The sequence below is a fragment of the Allobacillus sp. SKP2-8 genome (genome assembly GCF_007559355.1).
GTDB lineage: Bacteria > Bacillota > Bacilli > Bacillales > Alkalibacillaceae > Allobacillus > Allobacillus halotolerans.
This window is the reverse complement of sequence record NZ_VMHF01000005.1, coordinates 58,724-84,545: the sequence shown is the minus strand read 5'-3', so window position 1 is coordinate 84,545 and position 25,822 is coordinate 58,724. Positions and strand designations below refer to the sequence as shown.

The 25,822-nt window shown below is 39.7% G+C and carries 27 protein-coding genes; 12 read left to right on the top strand and 15 right to left on the bottom strand.

Features of this window, described 5'->3' with window-relative positions; all coding sequences use genetic code 11:
• Positions 1–13 precede the first annotated feature (13 nt).
• The gene (locus FPQ10_RS06615; protein WP_144162139.1) at positions 14–400 is read right to left on the bottom strand and encodes an OsmC family protein; all 387 of its coding nucleotides are present in this window, start codon (positions 398–400) and stop codon (positions 14–16) included.
• 106 nt (positions 401–506) lie between these two features.
• Here FPQ10_RS06615 and FPQ10_RS06610 point away from each other — a divergent pair, with 106 nt between their 5' ends.
• Positions 507–1,682, top strand: a complete 1,176-nt coding sequence (locus tag FPQ10_RS06610) for an MFS transporter (protein ID WP_144162136.1) — start codon at positions 507–509, stop codon at positions 1,680–1,682.
• A gap of 499 nt (positions 1,683–2,181) precedes the next feature.
• Here FPQ10_RS06610 and FPQ10_RS06605 read toward each other — a convergent pair whose 3' ends face one another.
• The 3 genes from FPQ10_RS06605 to FPQ10_RS06595 form a co-directional block, all read right to left on the bottom strand.
• Complete coding sequence (locus tag FPQ10_RS06605) at positions 2,182–3,030, bottom strand: YihY/virulence factor BrkB family protein (protein WP_144162133.1); 849 nt, start codon at positions 3,028–3,030, stop codon at positions 2,182–2,184.
• A 97-nt stretch (positions 3,031–3,127) separates the two neighbouring features.
• Positions 3,128–3,388 carry a YtxH domain-containing protein gene (locus FPQ10_RS06600; RefSeq protein ID WP_144162130.1) on the bottom strand — a complete coding sequence of 87 codons (261 nt, stop codon included), beginning with the start codon at positions 3,386–3,388 and terminating at the stop codon, positions 3,128–3,130.
• Positions 3,388–3,873 carry a low molecular weight protein-tyrosine-phosphatase gene (locus FPQ10_RS06595; protein ID WP_144162127.1) on the bottom strand — a complete coding sequence of 162 codons (486 nt, stop codon included), beginning with the start codon at positions 3,871–3,873 and terminating at the stop codon, positions 3,388–3,390. Before FPQ10_RS06595 ends, FPQ10_RS06600 begins: the two co-directional genes overlap by 1 nt.
• 188 nt (positions 3,874–4,061) lie before the next feature.
• Between FPQ10_RS06595 and FPQ10_RS06590 the strand changes: the two genes are divergently transcribed.
• Complete coding sequence (locus FPQ10_RS06590; protein WP_144162124.1) at positions 4,062–5,417, top strand: alanine/glycine:cation symporter family protein; 1,356 nt, start codon at positions 4,062–4,064, stop codon at positions 5,415–5,417.
• Between the two features lie 63 nt (positions 5,418–5,480).
• Here the strand turns inward: FPQ10_RS06590 and FPQ10_RS06585 are convergent, their stop codons facing one another.
• Together FPQ10_RS06585 and FPQ10_RS06580 are read right to left on the bottom strand one after the other, a co-directional pair.
• Positions 5,481–6,146 (bottom strand): SOS response-associated peptidase, encoded by a 666-nt coding sequence (locus FPQ10_RS06585; protein ID WP_144162121.1) that lies wholly within the window; start codon positions 6,144–6,146, stop codon positions 5,481–5,483.
• A gap of 147 nt (positions 6,147–6,293) precedes the next feature.
• Positions 6,294–7,019, bottom strand: a complete 726-nt coding sequence (locus tag FPQ10_RS06580) for a lysophospholipid acyltransferase family protein (protein WP_255439760.1) — start codon at positions 7,017–7,019, stop codon at positions 6,294–6,296.
• Between the two features lie 175 nt (positions 7,020–7,194).
• Between FPQ10_RS06580 and FPQ10_RS06575 the strand changes: the two genes are divergently transcribed.
• Both FPQ10_RS06575 and mreBH read left to right on the top strand, forming a co-directional pair.
• Positions 7,195–8,025 (top strand): HAD family hydrolase, encoded by an 831-nt coding sequence (locus tag FPQ10_RS06575; RefSeq protein WP_144162118.1) that lies wholly within the window; start codon positions 7,195–7,197, stop codon positions 8,023–8,025.
• Between the two features lie 302 nt (positions 8,026–8,327).
• Positions 8,328–9,335, top strand: coding sequence for a rod-share determining protein MreBH (gene mreBH / locus FPQ10_RS06570; RefSeq protein WP_144162115.1), 1,008 nt, complete (start codon positions 8,328–8,330; stop codon positions 9,333–9,335).
• A 165-nt stretch (positions 9,336–9,500) separates the two neighbouring features.
• Here the strand turns inward: mreBH and FPQ10_RS06565 are convergent, their stop codons facing one another.
• The 3 genes from FPQ10_RS06565 to FPQ10_RS06555 form a co-directional block, all read right to left on the bottom strand.
• Positions 9,501–10,433, bottom strand: a complete 933-nt coding sequence (locus tag FPQ10_RS06565; RefSeq protein WP_144162112.1) for a DMT family transporter — start codon at positions 10,431–10,433, stop codon at positions 9,501–9,503.
• A gap of 760 nt (positions 10,434–11,193) precedes the next feature.
• Positions 11,194–11,967 (bottom strand): ABC transporter permease, encoded by a 774-nt coding sequence (locus tag FPQ10_RS06560; RefSeq protein WP_144162109.1) that lies wholly within the window; start codon positions 11,965–11,967, stop codon positions 11,194–11,196.
• Complete coding sequence (locus FPQ10_RS06555; protein WP_144162106.1) at positions 11,945–12,919, bottom strand: ABC transporter ATP-binding protein; 975 nt, start codon at positions 12,917–12,919, stop codon at positions 11,945–11,947. Before FPQ10_RS06555 ends, FPQ10_RS06560 begins: the two co-directional genes overlap by 23 nt.
• A gap of 269 nt (positions 12,920–13,188) precedes the next feature.
• Between FPQ10_RS06555 and FPQ10_RS06550 the strand changes: the two genes are divergently transcribed.
• Positions 13,189–14,706 carry a potassium/proton antiporter gene (locus tag FPQ10_RS06550; protein ID WP_144162103.1) on the top strand — a complete coding sequence of 506 codons (1,518 nt, stop codon included), beginning with the start codon at positions 13,189–13,191 and terminating at the stop codon, positions 14,704–14,706.
• A gap of 159 nt (positions 14,707–14,865) precedes the next feature.
• Complete coding sequence (locus FPQ10_RS06545; protein WP_144162100.1) at positions 14,866–15,720, top strand: MBL fold metallo-hydrolase; 855 nt, start codon at positions 14,866–14,868, stop codon at positions 15,718–15,720.
• A 265-nt stretch (positions 15,721–15,985) separates the two neighbouring features.
• Here the strand turns inward: FPQ10_RS06545 and FPQ10_RS06540 are convergent, their stop codons facing one another.
• Positions 15,986–16,243, bottom strand: a complete 258-nt coding sequence (locus FPQ10_RS06540) for a hypothetical protein (protein ID WP_144162097.1) — start codon at positions 16,241–16,243, stop codon at positions 15,986–15,988.
• Between the two features lie 44 nt (positions 16,244–16,287).
• Positions 16,288–17,964 carry a sensor domain-containing diguanylate cyclase gene (locus FPQ10_RS06535; protein WP_144162094.1) on the bottom strand — a complete coding sequence of 559 codons (1,677 nt, stop codon included), beginning with the start codon at positions 17,962–17,964 and terminating at the stop codon, positions 16,288–16,290.
• 280 nt (positions 17,965–18,244) lie between these two features.
• Here FPQ10_RS06535 and FPQ10_RS06530 point away from each other — a divergent pair, with 280 nt between their 5' ends.
• On the top strand, positions 18,245–19,813 hold the full coding sequence (locus tag FPQ10_RS06530; protein ID WP_255439759.1) for an FAD-dependent oxidoreductase: 1,569 nt from the start codon (positions 18,245–18,247) through the stop codon (positions 19,811–19,813).
• Between the two features lie 72 nt (positions 19,814–19,885).
• The gene (locus FPQ10_RS06525; RefSeq protein ID WP_144088213.1) at positions 19,886–20,227 is read left to right on the top strand and encodes a YflT domain-containing protein; all 342 of its coding nucleotides are present in this window, start codon (positions 19,886–19,888) and stop codon (positions 20,225–20,227) included.
• 82 nt (positions 20,228–20,309) lie between these two features.
• On the opposite strand, the gene FPQ10_RS06520 is transcribed toward FPQ10_RS06525, so the two are convergent.
• Complete coding sequence (locus tag FPQ10_RS06520; protein WP_144162091.1) at positions 20,310–20,804, bottom strand: NUDIX hydrolase; 495 nt, start codon at positions 20,802–20,804, stop codon at positions 20,310–20,312.
• Between the two features lie 76 nt (positions 20,805–20,880).
• Between FPQ10_RS06520 and FPQ10_RS06515 the strand changes: the two genes are divergently transcribed.
• Complete coding sequence (locus FPQ10_RS06515; protein WP_144162088.1) at positions 20,881–21,402, top strand: D-glycero-alpha-D-manno-heptose-1,7-bisphosphate 7-phosphatase; 522 nt, start codon at positions 20,881–20,883, stop codon at positions 21,400–21,402.
• Positions 21,403–21,415: 13 nt separating this feature from the next.
• On the opposite strand, the gene FPQ10_RS06510 is transcribed toward FPQ10_RS06515, so the two are convergent.
• From FPQ10_RS06510 to FPQ10_RS06500, 3 genes are all read right to left on the bottom strand, one after another.
• On the bottom strand, positions 21,416–21,778 hold the full coding sequence (locus tag FPQ10_RS06510) for a hypothetical protein (protein WP_144162085.1): 363 nt from the start codon (positions 21,776–21,778) through the stop codon (positions 21,416–21,418).
• Positions 21,779–21,830: 52 nt separating this feature from the next.
• On the bottom strand, positions 21,831–22,532 hold the full coding sequence (locus FPQ10_RS06505) for a CAP domain-containing protein (protein WP_255439758.1): 702 nt from the start codon (positions 22,530–22,532) through the stop codon (positions 21,831–21,833).
• A gap of 182 nt (positions 22,533–22,714) precedes the next feature.
• A complete protein-coding gene (locus tag FPQ10_RS06500; protein ID WP_144088218.1) occupies positions 22,715–24,805 on the bottom strand; it encodes an MMPL family transporter in 2,091 nt (696 codons plus the stop codon).
• Positions 24,806–25,060: 255 nt separating this feature from the next.
• Between FPQ10_RS06500 and FPQ10_RS06495 the strand changes: the two genes are divergently transcribed.
• From FPQ10_RS06495 to FPQ10_RS13190, 3 genes are all read left to right on the top strand, one after another.
• Positions 25,061–25,453: a hypothetical protein gene (locus FPQ10_RS06495; RefSeq protein ID WP_144088219.1), complete on the top strand. Its 393-nt coding sequence runs from the start codon at positions 25,061–25,063 to the stop codon at positions 25,451–25,453.
• Between the two features lie 18 nt (positions 25,454–25,471).
• Entirely contained in the window at positions 25,472–25,630 is a 159-nt protein-coding gene (locus tag FPQ10_RS13030) for a hypothetical protein (protein WP_186278585.1), read from the top strand.
• Positions 25,627–25,822 (top strand): hypothetical protein (locus tag FPQ10_RS13190; RefSeq protein WP_222103057.1); only part of this gene is annotated, 196 nt, incomplete at its 3' end. The genes FPQ10_RS13030 and FPQ10_RS13190, both read left to right, overlap by 4 nt.

The window sequence follows — 25,822 nt, the reverse complement described above, 5'->3', positions numbered from 1 at the left end:
TCGTTTTATAACGTTATGCATCTACGACCTCTACTTTTTCTTCTACTTCAATTGTTGGTACAACGGATTGAACCATTGAACAGTTTTTCGAAGCAATCTCTAAACTTTTTTGTAATTTTTCTTGTTTCAAGTCTTTGCCTTTCACCTTAAATAACAGCGTCACTCTTTCGATGCGGTTGACTTCGTCTTCACTTCGAATGACGTCCGCTTCAACAGTCATTTCATCCCATTCGATCTTTTGCTTCGCCAAAATACGTTTATATACTAAGCTGCTGCAGCCTGCCAAAGATGAAACCATTAACTGGAATGGACGGAACCCTTCATTTTCATCTCCGGAAATCGTCAGTTCGCCTGCTGGTAGCTCACTTGTTATCTTTTCGTCAGTCACTGTAAATTTCATTCGAAACTCACCTATCCTTCTTTTTTCGTGATTTTCAATTGTATCTATTTTAACATAGAGAAGTAGTTCGTCATTCAATTTGCTTACAAACATTGGAGGATTGCATATGTCCTATTCCGCAAGAAGATTTGCCGTGCTCGTTGGGCTCGTCGGCATTTCGGGTTTTTCTCAAGGCTTACTTCTACCACTGATCTCAATCATTTTTGAGCAAAATGGCATTTCTTCCGCTTTAAACGGATTACATGCTACAGCATTATACATAGGTATTTTAATCGTTTCGCCATTTTTAGAACCACCACTACGTAAATTTGGCTATAAACCGGTCATTTTACTCGGTGGAGCCGTTGTATTTATCGCATTATTTTCATTTACGCTTTGGGAATCCATGTGGTTTTGGTTCGCTTTACGATTGCTCATCGGCATCGGGGACAACATCCTCCATTTCGGTACACAAACATGGATTACGACAACAACACCTGATCATAAACGCGGAACTTATATTGCCATTTACGGACTGATGTTTGGTTTGGGTTTCACGATTGGTCCATTATTTACCCAGTTAGTAGAAATCCATCAAAATCTTCCGTTTATAATAAGCTCTGTATTATGCCTGTTTGTTTGGCTATTTATGTTCTGGATTCGAAATGATTATCCAGTCGACGAGACAGAGTTTGATATTTCCTCTAATAATACATTAAAGCGTTTTACCAACGCGACGAAAATTGCTTGGATTGCCATGCTCGGACCGTTCGCTTATGGATTTTTAGAAACTGTTTTGCACAGTATCTTTCCGATTTACGCCATGCGTATTGGCATTGACGTAGCATTGATTTCGATTATCGTACCTTGCTTCGCTGGTGCAGGAATCATTTCCCAGATACCGCTCGGCACACTAAGCGATCGTATTGGCAGAAAGAAGATGTTAACGATTGTTTTATTTGGTGGTACCGCAATTTTCTTGGCGGGTACATGGTTCGACCAATATCTCATCGGATTGTTTGCTACATTCATTATGGCGGGACTTTTATTAGGTTCACTTTTTTCCCTAGGGATTGCTTATATGACGGATCTTTTACCAAAAATGCTCCTGCCTGCTGGGAATATTTTATGCGGTGCAGCGTTTAGTATCGGAAGCATCACTGGACCAATTGTCGGCGGTTTTTATCTCGATTATTTTGCGAATCAATCCTTCTTCCTGATGCTTGCATTGTTTATGGCAGTCGTCAGTGTCATGATGTACTTCTTTGGTCCGAAAAAAATGAAAAAACCGATTAACGCTTAGCGCTTTTTTGGTGAGATCTTATTCTTCTGAGCTGATTAGAGCACTTCTATTCAGCGGTAGAGCTTATCTTTTGGATGCTACCCCTGATTAGAGCGCTTCTATTCGGGGGTAGAGCTTATCTTTTGGGGCGCTACCGCCGATTTGAGCGCTCCTATTCAGGGATAGAGCTCACTTTTTGGTCGCTACCCCCGATTTGAACGCTTCTATTCGGGGATAGAGCTCTTTTTTTGATCGCTACCGCCGATTAGAGCGCTTCTATTCAGGGGTAGAGCTCTTTTTTTGATCGCTACCCCTGATTAGAGCGCTTCTATTCGGGGGTAGAGCTTATCTTTTGGACGCTACATCCGATTTGAGCGCTTCTATTCGGGGGTAGAGCTCTTTTTTTGGGCGCTACCTCCGATTTGAACGCTTCTATTCTGGAACGCAAAAAACAAACCCGAACGAAGGACTGTCCATCCTTTGTTCGGGTTTATTTCGATTAAAGCCATTTGCTTACTGGCTATTCCACTATCTGTTTTTTTCTTGAAAGCAGGCGGCGATTATTTCGATCAAGAATTGCGTTGACCTCACCACCGATAATAATCATCATGCCTGATAAAAATAACCATACCATCAACACGATGATCCCTCCGAGGCTGCCGTATGTCGCTGAATAGTTACCGAAATTGGAAACGTAGTAAGAGAATCCCCATGAAGTGAGCATCCAACCTATTGTCGCGACAGTAGCGCCAGGCAAGGTGTGCACAAGTTTCAGCTTTTTGTTTGGACCGATAAAAAATAGAATGGTTAACACGACAATCAAAATAAGCGCCGTCAATATCCAACGAATGATAAACCAGACTTCGACGAATTGTTCCGAGAGCCCAATCATCCCGAATACATTTTCACCAAGTACCCGGCCAAACACAGGAATCATCAGTGCAACGGCAATCAAAAATAAGACCAATAGCGTGAGGCCGATAGAAAGTGTTCTTGCAACAATAAACGAACGTGTTTCTTCGATTTCATAGGCACGATTAAACGACCGCAATAACGCATTGACACCGACGGAAGCAGACCAAATTGTACCGATAATACTGAAAGATAATAAACCGCCACCTCCGCCATCAATCACTTGCTGAACGTTATTTTGAATTAAATCTTGCGTATTCGGTGGTAAATACTCTTGGAGCATATTAAAAATGTCCTCTTGAGTAACCGGTAAAAATGAAACGAGTGATAGCAAAAAAATCAGTAATGGAAATAACGATAGCAAGAAAAAATAAGATAATTGAGCGGCAAGGCCAGTTACGTCATCATTACTGAATTCCGAAAACAGTTCCTTCCAAAATTGCTTTTCAAAAATCATTTTGTCACCTGCAATATCTATCATTTTTACTAACTAAAAAAAGTAACGATAAGTTTTTGAGAATAATACTCGTACTTATCGTTCACTATATGCATGTTTATTTACGGTTATCATACTTATTAAAGAATGACTCTAACTGATCCAGTTGTTGGATGACACGATCAGTGCCTCTTGTGACATCATGTAACTTTGTTCGTAATTGCGTGATGGCTTGTGATGGTTGTGAATACACTTGGCGCACTTCATTTTTCATGTTTCTTGAATAGTCTTTGACTTTTTCTCTCTCTTGGCGATCAATTAACGAAACCAACAGTCCAAGTGCAGCTCCAACTAACATACCTTTTTTCCATTTTTCCATTAGTATTCCTCCTGTAATGGTTCAAGTTTTACTTTTACATCGTTCAATAAATGTTGACAAGCTTCAAAAACTAATTCATATGTTTCGTCAAAATCTCCCGTAAAATACGGATCTGGTACGTTTTTCACTTTAGAATCCGGCACGAAATCCAATAATTTTTTTACGACGATATTTGTATCATCATCGATTTGTTTTCTTATGTTTTCCAAGTTATCGTCGTCCATTGGAATAATATAATCAAAATGAAGAAAATCTTCCTCGCTAATTTGCCGAGCAACGAGACCATTGGAATTGACGCCCGCATCCGTTAATTTTTTTATTGTTCCTTCATGTGGCGGTTCACCAACATGAAAATCGCCTGTTCCGGCAGAGTCGATGACGACTTGATCGTCCAACCCTTTTTCACTCACTAATTCTTGAAAAATTGCTTCTGCCATCGGTGAGCGACAAATATTTCCGAGACAGACAAATAATACTTTCACCATTCCATCACCTGCTTAATTATAATATAAAATAAAAACGTTACATTCATAATATCTATTTCCTTCGAATAGTGCTAGTAAACAAGTTTTTTTGAGTAAGTTCACAAATTATTCAAAAATTACTTGACATTTGCCTTGATTTTTCTGAAAATTTAGTTGATGACAAATTATCAAAAAAAGGAGGAATACGAATGGGACAGTTAAATGATATTCTCAGTAAGGCAAGTGACATTGTTTGGGGGATTCCCCTTCTTGTGCTGCTCGTTGGCACAGGACTGTACTTGACGATTCGTCTTGGTTTTCTGCAATTCCACAGCATGGGTTATGCACTTAAATTATCTTTTTCCAAAGGAAAGCAAGACAAAAAGTCAGATGGGGACATCTCTCACTATCAAGCATTGACAACTGCGATGGCGGCAACAATTGGTACCGGTAACATTGCCGGGGTTGCTACAGCTGTCGTGCTTGGGGGACCAGGTGCTGTTTTCTGGATGTGGATCACGGCATTAGTCGGTATGGCGACCAAATATGCAGAAGCATTACTGGCCGTTAAATACCGTGTCCAAAGTAAAGATGGAACGATGTCTGGTGGCCCGATGTATTACTTGGAAAGAGGCTTGAACGCCAAATGGCTCGGTGTACTCTTCGCTTTATTCGGAGCCATTGCTGCATTCGGTATCGGAAACATGGTGCAGTCGAACTCGGTTTCTGACGTTCTCGGAAGTAACTTCGACATTCCAGGGATTGCCACAGGTGCCGTCTTAGCATTATTAGCTGGATTAGTCATTATCGGCGGTATCAAAAGTATCGGAAAAGTTACTGCATTTTTCGTACCGATAATGGCAGCGCTTTACCTCTTGGGTGGGCTCATCATTTTATTCGTGAATTTCGATTTAGTACCTGCTGCGCTTGGATTAATTTTCACAGATGCATTTACTGGTAACGCAGTTGCTGGTGGTGCGATTGGTGCTGTCATCCGTTACGGGGTTGCTCGTGGGGTCTTCTCGAACGAAGCTGGTTTAGGTTCTGCTCCGATTGCAGCTGCTGCTGCTAAAACAGACTACCCTGCTCGACAGGCGTTAGTTTCCATGACACAAGTGCTGATTGATACGATTATCGTTTGTTCCGTTACCGGTATTACAATTGTTATGGCGGGCTCTGAATTTTTCGCAGGTGGATATGATGGAGCGGATCTAACATCTGCTGCTTTCGGACACTTCCTTGGTGATTTCGGTAGCTACATTGTTGCGATCGGTTTGGTATTCTTCGCTTTTTCTACATTACTGGGCTGGTCTTATTACGGAGAGAAGTGTTTTAACTACCTAACGAATGAACGTGGATTATTCATTTACCGAGTCGTCTTCATCGGCTTGATCTTTGTCGGTGCAGTCGCTCAGCTAAAAACGGTTTGGGTTTTTGCGGATGTCATGAACGGACTCATGGCCTTCCCGAACTTAATCGGCCTACTCGGTCTATCTGGAATTGTCGTCGCAGAAACAAGAAGATTCTCATCCGTTGCCAAAGAAGAACGAAGTAAAGCCAGTTAACCGAATATACATGAAACAGCCAGTCTTGGTTCGAACCAAGACTGGCCTTTTTGTGTTTCAGATTTATGTCGCCAAGGGAGCGATGCAGTTTTTATCATTATTTTTAGGAGAATTGACGTAAGAGTCGACTTCATAGCGATCGAATGTGACATCGTCTAGTGATAACAACCAATCACGCATTTCGGTCGCATCTTTTTGTTCATACGAAATCCATTCTTGTTCATGGGATTTGGGCAATATGACTGGCATACGATGATGAATTGGCTGCATAAAGGTATTCGAGTCTTTCGTTAAAATCGTACATGTAATGTATTCTTGATCACCTTCTCGATAGCGATCCCATAATCCTGCAAATGTAAAGAGCTGCTGATCATCCCGAAAAATCCGTTGCGGCTTTTTCGTTCCATCCTCTTTCATCCATTCATAAAAACTATCTGCCACAATCAAACAGCGTCTTCGCTCCATCAACCGTTTAAAGCTTGGCTTTTCATTCGCGGTTTCCAAGCGCGCGTTAATCATCTTACTGCCAATGGATAAATCTTTTGCCCATGAGGGAACCAATCCCCAGCGCATCATTCCGCCCCGATTTTTCTGACCATCATTAACAATCGTCAGCACATTTTGTGTCGGAGCAATATTATAGCTAGGATCCCAATCCAGCAACTCATCTAAGTCAAAAGTCTCCATAATTTCTTCTGGTGAAGCAGTTAACGTAAAGCGACCGCACATACGAGCACCTCTCTTTTAGTCAAGTCAATTCCAGCCCTGTTCGACCGGTGGTTTTGCTTCTGGTCCTCTTTGAAACATCGATTGCTTGTTGAACATTTTGCATCTGAACATATATCCATTCGCCGTGAGTTATATCAACCGATCGACCTACGCTGTCGTCTGGTCCATCGCCTCTTGGATTCGTTTTTTCGTTTCATCTGCTAGCTCGTCGAGACTCAAGTTTTCATATTCCTCAGGCATAATCGGGTCACAAACCGTCAAGTAAACCTTTCCTTTACGAATCCGATTGTTGTTAGCTTCCATAATGTTATACGTGCCATTTACCATCACTGGTTGGATGGGAACATTCGCCTTTTTAGCCAAGGATAAACTTCCACTTTTAAATTCAAGCAGTTCATCACTTCTCGCCCGTGTACCTTCAGGAAAAATTAATAGGCTATGTCCTTCTTTCAGCAACTCAATTCCTCGCTTAAATGTTTTTAATGACTGACGGCGATCTTTCCGATCCAAAAACAGGCAGTCCATTTTCTCCATCCACGTGCGAGCAATTGGAATCTTTTTCACTTCAATTTTTGAAATAAAGCCAAATGGCTTCTTCAAGAAACCGAGAAGCGCAAAGATGTCAAAGTTTCCTTGATGATTCGATACAAACAATACTTGCGAATCACAAAGTTTATCTTCCCCGTTAACGACAATTCTGCTTCCTGTAGACTTAAAAATCTTTCTCCCGATTTTTTTCGGACGTTTATGCACGATTTCATTATATTCTTCACGACTATAGTTCTTTTTGTCCATCTTCTGTATTTTCTTCAATCTTGGAACAGATCGAAGCACTAGAAAAATGCTCACGACCAGTGTTTTTAATGTGCGCACCTTTATCCATCCCTCTTTGTTGTATGATTTAATAATTATCGAACGATTCACCTTTTATTGTATAGAAAAACATCCATGAAAAAAAGCACTTTTGATTAACATATGGTTTTATTACCAAGCCTATCATTCCTATGGTAAAATAATTTTTAGAATAAACAAAGTGAGGGATTTTGGCATGTATCGAAATATCATCGAACAAGCAGATGTGGTTATTTTTGATTTAGACGGAACATTGTATGAAGGAAAAGGACATTTTAAATTACATACAGAAAATTTGAAATCTCGTGTACGTGAGGATTTACAAGAAGCCTTTCAAGAGAAATACAATCAATATGAAAATGGCGAGTCTCCTCTTCAAATCGGTAAAATTTATGACGGCGAAAGAGATTTGATCTGGTCTTGGGATCCTTTTCAAGAAACGTTGACAGAAGCTAGAAACTGGGAAAATGAGGTTGTGGAAGTCGAAAACGCACCTTCTTATATGCAAGCGAGTGACTTTGATTTTGACCAATGGGTACCAATTGGTGATGGTTGGTGGCCACCTTATGCCGTTGCACGTCATTTTGGCGTTACTGTAGAAGAAATTAAAGAATCGTATGATCAAACAAAAGTCCAGATGGCTGAACTTGAAGGATTCTTGAATCATACACCGGGTTTAAAAGAATACTTGGAGGAGCTTTCGAAACGCAAGACATTACTTGTTTGTACGAACAGTGATTTAGAAGATGCCAAAAGGCTGCTAAGCTTTTTAGAGTTAGAACAGTTTTTCGTTGAAGTAATTCCATCTGCATTGAAGCCAGTAAATACAAAGAAACACTTTAATTATGTCATCGAAAAATACAACGTGGATGCTGAGAAGCTTGTTTCTGTCGGTGATAACTTTATGAATGAAATAGCACCAGCCTTACAGCTTGGAATGAACACTGTTTGGATTACTGATGTTGAAGAAGCACCTGTCGATGATGATCGTCTGATTTTGACCAATACATTAGCAACATTTGAATAATTGACTATCGGAAACCTGTTCTTTTAATGAGCGGGTTTCTTTTTTTATGATTGTTAAGAATTATTACATCAGCCTTGCTGTGTGTCATTCATTTGTTATCTATTTTTAACAAAAACTTTTTAAAAAAATGTTAAACTAACGTGGTATGGGAAATGGGTATATAGAAAACATTTCCTCAATAGACAAAAGGATATCAGTTGACACAATTCGTCACATAACGAACAATAAAAATGAAGCATATCAGAGTTTAATTTCGTTAACTTCGAGAAAAATTACCACACAAGAGAGATGGAGGCAACACAATGTTTTCAAATACTGCAATTGGAATTGATTTAGGTACTGCGAACCTATTGATATATACAAAGAATAAAGGAATTGTTTTTAATGAACCTTCTGTTGTTGCAATAGACACACATACTGGAAAAGTATTGGCAGTAGGTAATGAAGCTAAAGAAATGATCGGGAAAACCCCGCATAATATTCAATCGATCCGCCCATTGAAAGATGGGGTCATCGCTGATTACGAAATCACGTCACAAATGCTCAGTACAATGCTGAAAAAAGTAAGCAAAAAACTTGGCGTCTCATTGAGAAAGCCGAATGTCATCGTTTGTGCACCGACAGGATCTACTTCTGTTGAACGTCGTGCCATCGATAATGCTATTCGCGAATATGGCGCCAAACAAGTACACATTATTGAAGAACCTGTCGCTGCTGCTATTGGTGCTGGACTACCTGTTGAGGAGCCTGTTTCCAATATGGTTGTTGATATTGGTGGAGGAACGAGCGAAGTAGCGATTATTTCCTTCGGCGGTGTCGTTTCAGCGAAATCAATCCGCACAGGCGGGGACCATATGGACAGCGCGATCATTCAGCATGTTCGCAAAAAATACAATGTCCTAATCGGTGAACGAACAGCTGAAAACGTCAAAATGGAAATTGGTTATGCTTTAGTTGACCACGATCCGCTCACTATGGAAGTACGTGGGCGAGACTTGGTGACAGGTTTACCAAAAACGATTGAACTCAACTCACATGAAATTCAGCAGGCACTCCGTGAGTCATTGGAAGCCATTTTGGAGGCCATCCGCGACACCCTTGAAAACTGTCCACCAGAATTAAGTGGTGACATTGTCGATCACGGGATTATGCTGACCGGTGGCGGCGCACTCTTGAAAGGCATGCAAGACTGGTTATCCAACGAAATCGATGTTCCTGTGCACATTGCCGAGAACCCGATTGAATGCGTTGCTGTTGGTACCGGGAAATCACTGAGTATCATTCATAAACTTCAAAAAGCGACAAAATAATTAACTTATCAATCACATACGTCACATTTGCATATCATCCTGTGGGTGGTGTGCTTTTTGGCGTGGATTGAATAAGCTATTTTTATCGTCCATGTGGTGTACTTTCGTCGTATTTGTTTTGTAACAAAAATCCCGCTACCTTTTCAATCAGGTAACGGGGTCCGGTTAATTCGTCGTTTCAATTGCTTTCTTATCTTTTTTTGAAAATCGCTTGATGTTCTTCAAATTCAAATTAACGAGTAGGACGCCACCGACCACAAGGATTCCACCGAAAATTTGAGCTGGAACAAGTTTTTCATTTAAGAATATGACAGCCATGATTGTTGTAAAGACAGGTAACAAGTTCAAAAAAATGCTCGCTAACGAAGGACCTAAATTCGAGACGGATTTATTCCAAAAAATAAGCCCAATTACTGACGGAAAAATCCCTAGGTATAACAATCCGGCTATGCCCTTATAATCCGTGATTTCAACATGAAACCCATTGATGATCCAATTCGCAATAGCAAACGGCAAGATAATCAAAAAGCCCATTCCCAGCATGATCACTACACCGCCATACACAGGAAACTTGTGATTATGTTGCTTGACATACATTCCATAAATCGCCCAAATTAGAACAGCAACAATCATGAAGATGTCACCAATATTGAAATCGAGCGCTAATAAAACTTCCAAGGAACCATTCGCAATGACCCAGATTGCTCCAATAAAGGAAATTCCAGCTCCGATTAATTGTCGTCTCGTCAACCGTTCCTTTAATATGAAATAACCTAGAAAAATAGAAAAAACTGGTGTCGTTGCTTCAACAATTCCAGCGTTTGTCGATGATGTATAATTTAAGGATAAGTAAACAAAGAAGTTAAAAAATGAAATGCCAGTCACAGCAAACGCAAATAAGTATTTCCAATTTTCCTTCCATATGTCCATATGATATTTCACCTGTTTATAACCAATAGGCAAAGTAACGAGGAAAGCAATGAATAAACGAAAGAACACTACAGTTACAGGTGACATATGGCTAACTGCTTTACCGACTACCAAGTTGCTGGAAAAAATGGTAACAGCAATCAACACAAAAATATAAGACCTAACCATCGAATCACCACCTAAAGACTATCATACTCTTTATTATTATATGGTCAATGGTGCATAACTGTTTTCCTCACTATATGCATGCTAGGCTGACCACTTACCTAACACTTGGTGTATTCGACTGAAATGAGCCCCCGATTGCGTTTCGGGTGATTAGGCGTTCGCTATTCGACCGAAATTTCACTCTCACTCCCGATCCGGGGGATTAGACGCCGGCTATTACACCGAAACTTGACCCTCGCTTCCGATCCGGGAGGTTAGACGCCGGCTATTACACTGAAATTTCACTCTCACTCCCGATCCGGGGGATTAGACGCTGGCTATTCTTCCGAAATTTCACTCTCACTCCCAATCCGGGGGATTAGACGCCGGCTATTACACCGAAATTTCACTCTCACTCCCGATTCGGGGGATTAGACGCCGGCTATTCCACCGAAATTTCACTCTCGCTTCCGATCCGGGGGATTAGACGCCAGCTATTCCACCGAAACTTGACTCTCGCTTCCGATCCGGGGGATTAGGCGCCGGTTATTCCACTGAAATTTCACTCTCACTTCCGATCCGGGGGATTAGGCGCCGGTTATTCCACTGAAATTTCACTCTCACTCCCGATCCAGGGGATTAGACGCTCTCTCAACGACTTTAGGCGCTCCCTCAACTACCATACTTGCGTTGAGAAATCTTTTCGTCGGCCAAGCTACAAATCACATTTAAAAAGCGACCGAGAGAATTCCGTCCCGGCCGCTTCGTTATAGAAATTAAATTAGTAGTTTCCTAGCAACCCTTTTGACATCGCAATTTTTTCACACCGCAGATAAAAGAAAATTCCAACCAGCAGATAAACAACTGAATTCACAATCAATGCGGTGTAATCCATCGCTGTAAAATCTTCCCACGAGTACCCTTGAATCATAACGTGGCGGATCATATCCACCCCTTTGACGAACGGTGCTAGTATTAAAAATGGTGCGACAGATAGTGGAACAAATGCAAGAGCAGCTAAAATAAACTGGAGTATTTGCATGAACGCTTGAATCTGTTTAAATATAACGCTCGCACCTGCAATCATAAAACCGACACCAACGATTCCGACCAACGTTATCAGCAAAATGGTCAGGGTTATATCAGGCTTTAAATAGAGCCACTGATTGGCGGTAGCCATACTTAAGTATAATAGACCAATGACAATGACTCCATGCAACGCTATATAACCGATCAATCGTGATAAAAGGATCTTCCACATCCCTAGTGGTGACATATATAATTGTTCTAACGTACCTCTTGTCGCTTCCATCGTAATCGTAAATCCAATATTAGATAATGTCATCAAAGTTAAATACCAAAAAATATAGTTCACGATAAGATGTTGGATATTAGCTTCTGCTTGTGCCGGGTCACCGATGACGTTAATCCCCAAAAGCATTCCTAAAAAAATGATATAGACAGTTGCAATCATGCTGAGTGTATTCGGAAGATAACGCTTCATTTCAATGAATTCCATCCGTGTATTTGCTTTAATTAATTGAATGAATGGCATGGTTCTTCTCCTCCTGAATCAAATTCATGAATACTTCTTCAAAGTCGATGGTCGTTCGGTCGATTTTTTCAATAATTGTGTTTTCTTTTTTCAATAAATCCATTAAGTCATAAATATCATTATCTTGTTCCAAAGTTATCGTTAATTTACCCCCATCCAGCAGTTCATTTATCGGAAACTTGGCGTCCAATTCCTTTTGTTGCTGTTCAGTGAGCTCATTCCCTAACGTCAATACGTAAGCACTTGTTTCAAACAAATTCATCAGTTCCTCTACTTTTTCATCTGCAATTACCTTTCCGTTGTTAATAATTACTGTTCGCTCACATAAATCTTGTACAACCGGCATGTCATGCGTACTAATGATGATCGTCTTCCCTGCTTCTGAAATTTTCTTCAATAATTGACGCACTTCATACCCTGTTTCAATATCAAGACCCAACGTCGGTTCGTCGAGCAAAATCACATCACTGTCGGCCAGTAAAGCGACTGCTAATGCCAGCTTTTGTTGCATACCGCGTGATAAATTACTGACGAGTTCATTTTCCTTTTGTTTTAACTTGAACTTACTCAATAACTTTTCAATTTCACCCATCTTTTCTTTTCGACTTTTCCCACGGTTTCCTGCAAAGTATTCTAGGTTTTCTTTCGCTGTTAAGCGCCAATATAAATTCCGGTTACCCTCTAATACAGCACTAATATGTTCCAACCCTTGTAGACGGTTCTTTTGCATCGTAATTCCGTTAATGACGACTTCACCTTCATCAGGAACGATGAGTCCACAGATCATTTTGATCGTCGTCGTCTTACCCGCACCATTTGGACCGAGTAAACCGAGAATTTCTCCGCGTTTCACCGTAAAATTCACATCATCAACAGCTTGAACCCATTCTTTTGTTTTTCTTTTTTTGTAACCTTTCTTAAGACCTTTCACTTCAATTAAATATTCTTTCAACCGACTTCCACCCTTCCGTATAGCTTTAGCTGTAGTTTAGCAATCCCTTCGCAACTAGCGAACAGACTGAAGCACTGTATTGGTTCCGTCTTCAGTCTGAATATTGGAACGATTTCATAACAATATGTAAAAACGCAAAATGATGTATTTAGTATATCGAATAAATGTCAAATTGTTAACTATTTTCAAAAAAATTATATCAGTCATCTAATAAGTAAATTAATACTAATTATGATAAAATTAAAACAGAAAAATAATGGAGGATTCTAATGTTTTTAGATTCAGTAGGAAATGACCAATTAATTATATTAGTCGCTTTTCTTTTAATTAGCGGTGTTCTTGCCGCAAAATTCTCCAGCCAAATGGGGCTCCCTTCCCTTGTATTATTTATCGCCGTCGGTATGGCGATCGGAAGTGATGGCTTTGGTTGGATTTATTTTGATGATGCGGATATCGCTCAAATCATTGGTGTCGCAGCACTTGTTGTGATTCTTTTCGAGGGTGGACTACAGACAAAATGGAAAACGATGCGCCCGACGATTGTTCCGGCCCTTTCCCTTGCGACGGTCGGAGTCTTTATCACTTCTGTTTTGACTGGTCTTGCTGCTCATTATTTACTTGACGTTCCTTGGCTTCATGCTCTGTTGTTAGGTTCCATTGTCGGTTCAACAGATGCAGCAGCTGTTTTTGCCACATTCAAAGAACGGAATGTAAAACCAAAAATCGCTTCGACACTAGAAGCCGAGTCGGGCACAAATGATCCGATGGCCGTTTTTCTAACACTCATTTTCATAGAAATGATTGTTTATGATTCAAGTTTAATCGTGATGATCCCCGCATTTTTTTGGCAAATGGGTGTTGGTCTAATCCTAGGAATTTTCTTAGGGCGCTTCGCATCATTTATTATTAATAAAATTAGCCTGGAGTCCAGTGGTCTTTATCCAATATTAGCTTTGGCTTTTGCTTTCATGATCTATAGTGCAGCTTCTCTGATTGGTGCAAGTGGGTTCTTGGCAGTATACGTTGCTGGTGTAATCGTCGGGAATTCCGAACTGACTTATCGCTATCCAATCTTTCAATTTAACGAAGGACTTGCCTGGATTGCACAAATCTTTATGTTTATGATTCTTGGTTTGCTCGCTTTTCCCGAACAAGTTTTTGAAGGGAGTATCGTTTTCTCCGGTGTCTTGATTTCCTTATTTCTCATTTTGGTCGCACGCCCGATCGCTGTCTTTATCTCCACGTTCAAGATGGGCTATACGTTTAAGGAGAAAATTTTCATCTCATGGGCCGGGCTACGTGGTGCTGTACCAATCGTTCTAGCCACCTTTCCGATTGTTGCAGGTGTAGAACATTCAGAAACGTTTTTTAATATTGTATTCTTTACAGTATTAATTTCTGCACTCGTACAGGGCTCAACGATAACGTTGTTTGCCAAAAAGCTTGATTTACTAGGACCGAAGAAAGTAACGCCTGAACATTCAATTGAATTGATTTCATTGGGCAAAGCGAATGCTGAGATGGTTCAGTTTCAAACAAATGAAACACATGCCGTCGTCGGTAATAAATTGCGAGATATTAATTTTCCAAAAAAAGCTTCCATTGCAGCGATTGTTCGTAATGGAAATTTAATCACCCCATACGGCGATACAGAGATTCAAGAAGGGGATTACTTGTATATATTGGTTACACGTAAATTCAAAGAAGATTTGCGCGTTATATTGAACCAAAAAAATGAAGATCACCACGATAACGGTGTAGTTCCTAAAAAAAATAAAACAAAATAAATTGGCAATGCTCAGGATTACATGCTCTAGCAAAAAAGCTGACATGTACTTCTGAGCATTTTTTATGTAGAAGTTTTATTGTTACGAAATTTTTTGTTTATAACTTCGATTTTCGGATAAATATATAGAATAGAAATAGCACCTATAGGAGGTAACAGCATGAAAGACAGTATGAGTTATGGCGATGATTACAAATATATCCCAACCACTTCCACAGAAAGTGGACATTTTGAAAAAATTGCCGAAGACCTTTGGTATCAAACAATTCAAATTGTGAATCTATACTACGTAAATAACCCGTCAGATGATGAGTGGGTATTAGTAGACGCTGGCATGCCTAAGTCAGCTAATAAAATCATTGATACGGTTAATGAAAACTTTTCAAAGCCCCCTGTCGCAATTGTTTTGACACATGGACACTTTGATCATGTCGGAGCCATTATAGAACTCGTTGACTACTGGAAAATTCCTGTTTATGCACATGAATACGAGCTTCCATATTTGCAAGGTGAGTTGAAATATCCAGAACCGGACCCTACAGTTGAAGGTGGCATGGTCGCCAAACTATCGCCTCTATTCCCTGTAGAGCCAATTAATCTTGGGGATAAAGTTCAACCGTTGCCAGAAGACGGCAGTATTCCACACATGAAAGATTGGCGTTGGATTCACACACCCGGGCACACACCTGGTCATATTGCTCTATTCAGAGAAAAAGACAGAACGTTAATTGCCGGAGACGCATTCGTCACTGTCAAACAGGAAAATTTATATGACGTATTTACACAAGAGAAGCAAATTAGCTCGCCTCCACGTTATTTGACACCGAACTGGGAGGATGCAGAAACATCTGTATTAAAATTAAGAGACCTACAACCAAAACTTGCCATCACAGGACATGGACATCCAATGCAAGGTGAAGAATTACACAAAAGCTTGAATTATTTAGCGGATAATTTTAAAGAAGTCGGCATCCCAGACCACGGCCACTACGTCGATGAAGACGATCAAAAATAAACGTAAATTCAAATCGAAACCCGATCGATGAAGTAAAGAAATCGATCGGGCTTAATTTTTTTCATATATATTTTTAATTCTCCCAACAAAAATTAAAGAGCTGGCAAAGGATACTATCCTTTAACCAGCTCTTTGTATCTAGTAGACGCTATCAATTTCTGCACTTCTTGGATGTTTAAGTCATTCCTTACTTTACTAAGGAAGGAACACATATAGTTTAGCAGATAAACTAACGTCTGAACGTTACATTTTGATTACTATTTCGTTAAGTTAAATATAAAATGATGCCTGCCAAAATGACAATCGCGAAGAAAGCAATATAAATAAATGTCAGATTAGGAATATTTCGATTCAACGCCGTTTTTTCATATTCCCAAGAACGTTCCAGTTCATCTCTAAACGTTGCATTATTTTCACGCAGCCGTTCTTGCTCTTGTTCCTCATATTTCTTTCCGATCATCCACGTAGCAATTAACGCAGCAATTGAAACTAACGCAATAAGAATAACTAATGTGACAACCATATTATTTTACCTCCTCAGATGAAATACGAATACCATCTATATATCTATATTTCCTCATCTGCGGTAAGTAAAACTTCATATGTGTTTTTACCGGATTGCTTCGCTTGATAAAGTGCCTTATCAGCCTGTTTAATCATTTCTTCTTCCGTAAATGTAAGGTTCTTCGGCATCGTTAGTCCCATGCTTGCTGTCAACGTTAATGTAACGTCTTTAATTTTAATCGGCTTGCGAATATTATTGTGCAGTCTTTTGACGACATCGACACAGTCTTTCTTGGATTTCACATGGCTTAACAGAATGATGAATTCATCACCACCAAGACGAGCTACTTGGTCATCACTCCGTAAGCTATTTAAAATTCGCCGACTGAATACGCGTAATGCTTCATCTCCAAAGTCGTGGCCGTATTGATCGTTCAATTCTTTTAAATTATCCATATCGACCATAATGACAGCAAAATTAGAATGATCTTGTCGACGAGCTTCTGCTAATCGTTCTGACAATCGATCTTGGAAATACCTTCGATTTGGTAAGTTGGTCAATGGGTCTTGATAAGCGAGCGTACGCAATTTCTCTTCATATTTCTTTCGTTCGGAAATTTCTCTCGTCACAACAACCATGTGGAGAAATCCGCCACTTACATCAAAAATCGGTTTGCCTTGCAATTCAAACCATAGCCATCCTTTTTCCGTATGTCGTTGCTTAAATTCCAAGGTGATTGGTACGTTTTCATTGATCGATCGAATGAATTCACTGATGATTTTGTTTTTGTCTTCTTCATGAATATTGTACAAAAGTGACTGACCAACATATTCATCTGGGTGTATGCCTAGAATAAATTCATACGAAGGCGATGCATATAAAATATTACCATCATGGTCCAACAAAGTGATCAAGTCATGTGAACTCTCAGCAATCATCCGAAAGCGTTCTTCACTTTCTCTCAATTCACGTTCAGCTTTTCGTTGCTCACTGACATCTTTCATAATGACATAAATCCCGACAATTCCCTCTTCAATAACTAATGGCGTCATCGTCACGTGAAGTTCTTTTTTCACTGTACTCTTTACTGGAACGGTCAGTTCGAAAACTTGTGCATCCCCACGTATCGTTTTGATAAAATGCTTTTTAAGTATTTGCTGCAGTTTTCGTTCGATATAGCTAAAAGCGGAGTTGCCAATTAATTCGCACTTCCGATACCCTGAAAGAACTTCAAATGCTTTATTAACCTCTAAAAAGTTACCATCTAAATCCAATGAAAAAATAGCATCTGCATTATTCTCGAAAAGCGATCGATAACGCTGCCTACTCAATTCTAGATTTTGATCATCCAACCAATACTGACTTTCAGCAGGTCCTTTGTAATCCATTTGGCGTGCATGAACAAGGATAAAATTACTATCTTGTAATTCTATCGGTCGCAAAGTCACATGAAGAGCTATCGTGTCCTTATTAGGTTGTGGAAAGCCCATTGTAAATGAATAGGATTGTTTTGTATGGACAATCTCGTCAAATTTATCCAACACAAAAACACGAGAAATTCCAGGTACTTTTTCCGTAAGCTGTTCTCCGAGGTTTTCTTCAGAAAGTCCTGTTAATTCATATGCTTTATGATTAATCATTTCATAGTAGTAATCTTCTTGATCCCCTACACGAATGATAATCATAGCGTCTTGGATTCCATCAAAGAAAAGATCTTGCAATAACTTTGTCTGGTCCATATCCACCTATCTCCTTTTTAACTTTTAGACCTAATTTATATTTAGGTAAAAAGAACTAGATAGCAACTTGTACCCTTGTCTATTTATTCCATAATTTTCATAATCGACAATTTTTTTGACTTATTTTTCATTATACTAAAGTGTAGTGATATTTCCAAATTCTTTCCGTAAAAATTATAATTTTTTCCAAAGATAATTTATTTTTCATGTAATGTGGTATGGATTGTATAGATCGAATTTGTTAGGAAACGTTAATCATAAAAGAATGAGGAGGAATTCGATGTCTAGCTTGCCAGACTTACCTGCCGATGCCATCCCTTTTTGGCGCGAATCAACTGAACTATCTTCTTATCCGACATTAGAGCATAATCTAGACGTGGATGTGATTATTGTCGGTGGTGGGATCACCGGATTGACTGCCGTAGAGATATTATCTAAAGAAAAGTTGAATGTCGCTCTAATCGAAGCCAGTCGCTTCGTCAGTGGAACGACTGGTCATACGACAGCGAAAGTAACTGCTCAACACGGATTAATTTATGATGAGCTCATTAACAAGCACGGTGTTGAACCTGCTCGAAAATATTACGAAGCAAACAAAAACGCCATTCGATATATGAAGGAACTTATTGAGGAAAATCAAATTGACTGTGATTTTGAACAGCAAGATGCTTTTTTATATGCTACGACTGGTGAGTACGCAAATAAGTTGGAAACGGAATATAAAGCTTATGATCAATTGAATATTAAAGGTGATTTAACAACTAAAATTCCGATGGATTTGACGATTGAAAATGCCTTATCCATGAAAAACCAATATCAATTTCACCCAGTCAAATACTTAAAACATATCATCAATTTAGTCGACCAGCGCGGTGTGAAATTGTTTGAGAATACGAGTGCAGTCGATATCCAAAAAGATGACAAGCGAGTGACGATTAAAACAGAGAATGGAAAAGAAATTAAAGCCAACTATGTACTCATTTGTTCGCATTTTCCGTTTTATGAAGGAAAAGCGTTATGGTCTACACGTATTTACCCAGAACGTTCTTATGCATTAAGTATAAAAGCAAATAAACCTTATCCGGGTGGGATGTATTTAAAAACAGACACACCGAAACGTTCCATCCGTTACCAACCGACAGACGATGGTGAACTATACATTATCGGTGGAGAAAATCATAAGACCGGCCAAGGACAAGACATGATGGAACATTTTAAAGCATTACGGCGATTTGCGGATGAGCTTTTTGATGACTATGAAATTTTGAATAGATGGTCGGCTCAAGACTTAACAAGCATGGATAAGGTGCCCTATATCGGACCGATGACGAAAGATAACCCGAATATTTTAATAGCAACTGGTTATCGTAAGTGGGGTATGACCAATGGTACGGTTGCAGCAAAGCTTTTAAGTGACCTCGTGCTTGGAGAAATTACGCCTTATGCAGATTTATTCAAGCCTTCCCGTTTTGAGGCTAACCCGAGTATCCAACAATTTGTAAAAGAAAACGTGAATGTCGCTAAAGAATTAGTCAAAGGAAAAATGGACCGAAAAAACAATAATATTGATGAACTAAATAATGACGAAGCAACTACTTTCCGAATGGATGGTGGCCGTAAAGGTGCCTATCGTGATTCTTCTGGTGAACTTCATATTGTCGATACGACTTGTACCCATGCTGGTTGCGAGGTCAATTGGAACAGTGGTGAGAAGTCATGGGATTGCCCATGCCACGGTTCACGGTTTTCATATACTGGTGAAGTGTTGGAAGGACCAGCCAAGGAACCTTTACAAAAACATGATCACACCATGCTCGATAGCTTGATGCCTAGTGATTGGAAGGAATAAAATATTCGAATGTTTATATCCATTTTCACGTGGTAAACACTTAGTAGACAAATCAAACAAGGAGTGATCAACATGCCATTTGTAAAAGAGTACAATAATGATGAAGAATTAGCAAAAGATGTTCAAAAGCTTAGAGATAACGGTGTAAATAAAGACAATGTATATGTATTGTCCCACGATGATGACAGAACAAATCGCGTAGCAGATAATGCTGATGCAAGTACAATCAAACAGGACTTCTCTGATGCTGTCGGCAATATGTTCAACAAAAAAGGTGACGAGCTTCGCAGCAAGTTAGAAGAAGTTGGTTTTTCTGAAGCAGAAGCAACAAATTATGAAAAAGAAATGGATAAAGGTAAAATCCTATTAATCGTTGATGAAGATGAAAATGTGGAAAATGTATTAGGCTTTTAATAAGTATTGAAAATCCCTCGACTTGCCATAAGTCGAGGGATTTTTACTGAATAATTCGATGTCTCTCCAACCGAATGGTACCTCAACCGTCCTGTAACATGGCCCAACTCATATGGAGTTCACCGTCCACCCTATTCATCGTTCCGACATAAATTTCATGATCCTGAATACCAAGCTCTTCAAAATGGCGAACGGCTGAATAACACGCAAAGGTGACTTTTTTATTTTGCAGCTCATTCAACGATAACCAGACCAACTCCTCATCGTCACTATTAACGAGTTTCCGGTCCGTCAATACGTCACCTACAAACATGTACTGAACTCGAACCTCTTCGTCTTTCATTCGATAAATAATATATTTTAATCGTAGTCCGTCAATCTCCTCTTCGCGAATACTCGTTTCTTCATAAATTTCTCTGACACAGGCATGTTTGGGTTCATTTAACTCATAGGGTTCAATATGGCCTCCGACAGGTACAAGGTAACCTGGTAAAAACATCCTGTGTTGATTTCGTTGCACAAATAAAGCTTTTCCATTTTTATATAATAAAGCGACAGCCATTTGTCTTATTTTCATTTTTATCTCCTATTTTTATCTTTGTTGTGTTTTAGGATATCATAAGCTTAGAGCATATTGGTAGGAGGGTGATTTCATGAACAAAGCTGTATTTTTGGACCGAGATGGTGTCATTAATGAAGTACTTACGGACCGTGTGAAGTATGTAAACAAGCCTAAAGATCTTTATTTTCTTCCAACCGTTAAGCAAGCCGTCAAAAAGCTACATGAGGCAGGCTATCAGTTATTTGTCGTAACCAACCAAGGTGGCGTCGGATTAGGGTATATGACAGACCAAGAGCTGATTGATATCCATGACAAAATGGTTTATGAACTAGAGAAAGCTGGCGGGAAAATTACTGAAGTCAAAGCTTGTATTCACCATCCAAAATCGAACTGTGCATGTAGAAAGCCGAAACCTGGAATGATCAAAGATTTGGTTGAAGCTTATGACGTTGATCCCAATTCAAGTTACATGATTGGCGACCGTGAAGTTGATTTAGAAGCCGGAAATGCTGCAGGGCTTAAAAGTTTAATGGTCTCCGATGAATCTGATTTGGCCTACAAGTCTTTTAAGGATCTCGGAGAAGCTGCGGATTGGATTATTAGTGAAACATAAAAAAGATCCTGCTTTAGCGTGCAGGATCTTCGTTTCTTTTCTGCCTTCCAGATGATAAGAAGACTTCAAATAGCGTCAGTAGAATGATGAAGATCAATAGACCGTGGTCGAAAAATATTGCTGCCTGGTCATAGCCAAAGATTAATGCCAACAGACCGACAAGTACAACAATCCACCCTGTACTGAACAATTGCCAATTCATGATTTCTTTATTGGATACGCCTTTATATTTTTTGTAATTCAGCGCATAAATAACAACACCAGCCAAGACAAAAATCAAGAATTCACCAAAATCTCCAGTCGTCACATAATCCCATAGAAGGACCACCGTATAAATGCCTAAAATAATATAATCATGTGGTTTAATAAGATGCAATTGAATCCCTCCTTTGTGACTCTATAGTACATCTTCCCCTTTTTCATAAAAATTATCGTCCGACAAACATTTGCGTCCAGTACGTTGTGCCATTTTTCTCGACATAGCCGATCCCAAGATGTGTGAATTGATCATGCAAAATATTTTTTCGATGACCCTCACTATTCATCCAACCATTCATGACTTCTTCAGGCGTCCGTTGTCCCATGGCAATATTCTCACCCGCCGCCCGGTAATCCACACCAAACGTTTGCATCATTTCAAAAGGCGACCCATAATTCGGTGACTGGTGATCGAAATAATTAGCGTCCGCCATGTCATGAGATTTAGCACGAGCTACCTCGCTAACTTCCACTGAAAATTCAAGTGGCTCTAATCCTTCTGCTTTTCGTTCTTCATTCACTAACTCCAATACTCGGTATTCGAATTCTTGTATATCCGCTTCCGTCAATTCAATTTCAGGTTTATTGTTATGACCTTGTTTCGTCGGTTCATGCTTGGGCATTTCTTGAAATTGCACGGATGATTCGTCGTCCATTAAGCTGGAAATCAAAAACTTTGCACGCTTCGCGGTTGATTCCATCCGGTCACCAATTTCTTTTAAATCGATTTGTCGAACACTGTCTTTTGTATCTTCCCACATGGTTGAAACCGTCAATTCACCGCTCGGCTTGGCCATCCATTCATTGATCGGAAGAACAAAAAATATAAAAATTAGAATAGCAATCATTCCAATAAAACGCAGTAGCCTCATCTCGGTTCCTCCCCTGGTGTTCCTCTTTGTTGCTTGCAATCAGTAAAAACTATTATCAGTTTTCACAGATTCATATGTGATTAAACCTTTTATCTCTATTCTACTACAATATGCCCAACCAGTGTTTCGTCCGCACTTAAAAACGCTGCATCAGAATGACACTGTTGCAGCGTTTTTTAATGCTACTTCTTTTTATCAAAAAGGACCAACAATCCAGGTAGTAAAACACCTCGAATAATAAACGTATCAATTAAAATTCCGACGGCAACGATAAAGCCGAAAACAAACAATAGCTGGACCGGTTGTGTCATAAGAACAGCAAATGTTGCCGCCAATAATAGCCCTGCTGAGGATATGACACCACCTGTATTTGCAATTGCAGTATGAACTGCTTCTCTAGTATCTAGTTGCTCTTGTTCCTCCAAATACCGTGAAACGAGCATAATACTGTAGTCTATTCCCAATGCCACCAAGAAAACGAAAGCATAGAGTGGCACCCGGTTACTGATCGTTCCGATATCAAAGAATAACTCCGTTAAAAAGATTCCTGCTCCGATTGCTGCAACAAAGGAAATCAAGTTTGTCGCCATCATTAAAAACGCACGTTTAAATGACTTCGTCAAAAACATCAACATACCTAAAATCAACAATGTTTCTAACGTAACGATGACGAAAAAATCACGTAGGTTCAGTGCTCGATCATCCACTTGGGCTGCGGTTTCACCTGCAAAATATAAATCTCCTTTTAAACCTGCCGCTTTTACATACGTTTGTTCTTCATCAACCATCGTTTCTAGTTGATCCATGGCTTCTTTTTCATAAGGGTTACCCATGAAAGTCAGTGTAAACCGAGCTGCCCTATTGCCTTCCGTCGTTCCTAGTAGCTCAACAGATTGGACATTTTCTACATTAGATAACTCGTCACGTAATTTTTGTAAATCCTCTTCTGCGGCCTCTTCTTTTCCTTCAAAGAGAACGGTCGTCGGAGCCAAGTCACCACTTGCGAATTTTTCCTCAATTAATTCATAGCCTTCCTTCGATTCCATGTCATCCGGAAACGAATTGAGCAAATTAAAATCATATTCTAAGTTCATTAAATTGCTTGCAGCGATACCTATTACGATTAGTGTAGCCACAACACTAACTCCTGGCTTTTTCGTTACTCCTTCACCAACTTTATGCCAGAAAGAGTTTGGTTTTATGTTATCATCACCGACATTGGGAATTTTTGGCCAAAAGGATTTTCTTCCGAACAGCGCAAACAATGCAGGTATGAGTGTCAGTGAAGAAATAATAATGACAAGCATCGTCGTCGCAAAGCTCGGAGCGAAATTTTGGTAGTCTCCTAATCGAGCGAAAAACAAGACGAGCATAGCGGCAAGCACTGTCCCTCCTGATATGAATAATGGCAGTCCTAATGCACTCATCGTTGCTTGCATGGCATCATGCTTGTTTTCATGGATCTTCAACTCTTCTCGAAAGCGGGAGAAAACAAACAAGGAGTAATCGACTGTAGCGGCAAACAATAAAATAGACATAATTGAGATCGTTTGATTGGAATAATCGAGACCGAACGCCCCGAAAATCCCTAACACTTGTAGCGTAACAAAATATACGAAACCCGCGGCGAGTAATGGGATCAGTGCCAATAGTGGTGAACGGTAAATGATAATTAAAAGGACTAAAATTAACCCAACTGTAGATAAAATCAATACGAGATCTGCACGGGAAAACAAGTCCAATGTATCCGTTGAAATTCCGGCAGGACCTGTTACATATAAACTTATATCTGTTTCACTAGCAACAACTTCATGAATCGTTTCTATTTCTTTGACAAGATCTGCGTTTTCCATCGACTGATCGAATGCCATCGGAATCAAAGCCGTCGATTTATCTTCCGAAAGAAAAGAAGCTGCTGCCTGTGGAGGCATTTCACTTAATGGTGGGATACTTTTCAATCCTTCTACTTCAGATTGGCGGATTGCATCCACAATATTCGTCAGCTCCTGCCATTCAACCTCGTTATTTTCCGCCTTAAAAACTAGCAAGGCAGGAATATCTTCTTCTTTACCAAAATGTTTATCAATTTTATTTTGTGCAATGACAGATTGAACATCTTCCGGCAAAGATTCAATACTTGTAACCTCGTAATCTTTCGCACTAGGTGCCAACAGTGCAAGTAAAATTGAAATAAGTAGCCAAGCAGAAAGAGTCACCCACATACCTTTCTTAGTCGTCACTTTATTTGTAACGCTTTGTATAATTGCTTTCATATACTCGCCTCTTTTCTTCAGTATCGTTTTTCTTATACAGTTTCATGTTGCACTTTATTCGTTTGAACGAGCAGTTTTATTTTTGAGAAAGATATTATTTTATGTACAAGCTCTCAAAACTCTTCCCTATTATACTTTGCTTTAAGCAAGAAGCCCACTGTAAGATAGTAACTTCAAAAAATTGCTACACCCTTCTATGAATTCATATTATTCATTGTTATAGTAAAGAAAACAACATGTTTTGGAGTGAACAAGATGAATCAACGTTTTTGGAGTAATACACTGATTAGATTAGCAGCATTATTTGGAGCAATTGGCGCTGGATTAGGTGCACACATGGCCGGTGCAGGTTCGTACGCACTTAAACCTATTCACGCTCACATTCTTGTAGCTGGATGGCTAACTGTTTTTGCTTGGGGCATTTTTTACCGTGTCGTTGAAGTAAGAGCACCGAAACTCGCCATCGCCCATGCTATTACAGGCATTATCGGCTCCATCGGACTTACGGTCGGTATGTGGTTGGAATTTTTAAATCCACTTCCGATTTCAGATACAATTAACCTACTCGTTTATATTATCGGTGGTTCCATTTTATTACTCAGTTTCATCCTATTTTTCTTACTAACGTTTTTCCTGTCTAACGATTAATTTTTAGGAGGTTTCCTAATGATTATTTATGTCATGTTCGGGCTTGCTTTCGTTGTGATTATTTTGACCGTTGTTGCGATGATCAGAAGCTTTACACATCGACTTCAAGAACCTACAGAAAAGTTACAACAACGCGTTGACGAACTCGAAAGACAACTAGAAGAGCAAAACCGATGAACTTGAACGATATCTTTGTGAGACCGTCGAGCGGTTGGAAGGCTTTATCGAGCGGTTGCAGCGATTCGTCGAGCGGTTCTGACGCTTTGTCGAGCGGTTCCGGCGATTCGTCGAGCGGCTCCGACGCTTTGTCGAGCGGTTCCGGCGTTTTGTCGAGCGGTTACCGCGCTTCGTCGAGCGGCTCGAACGCTT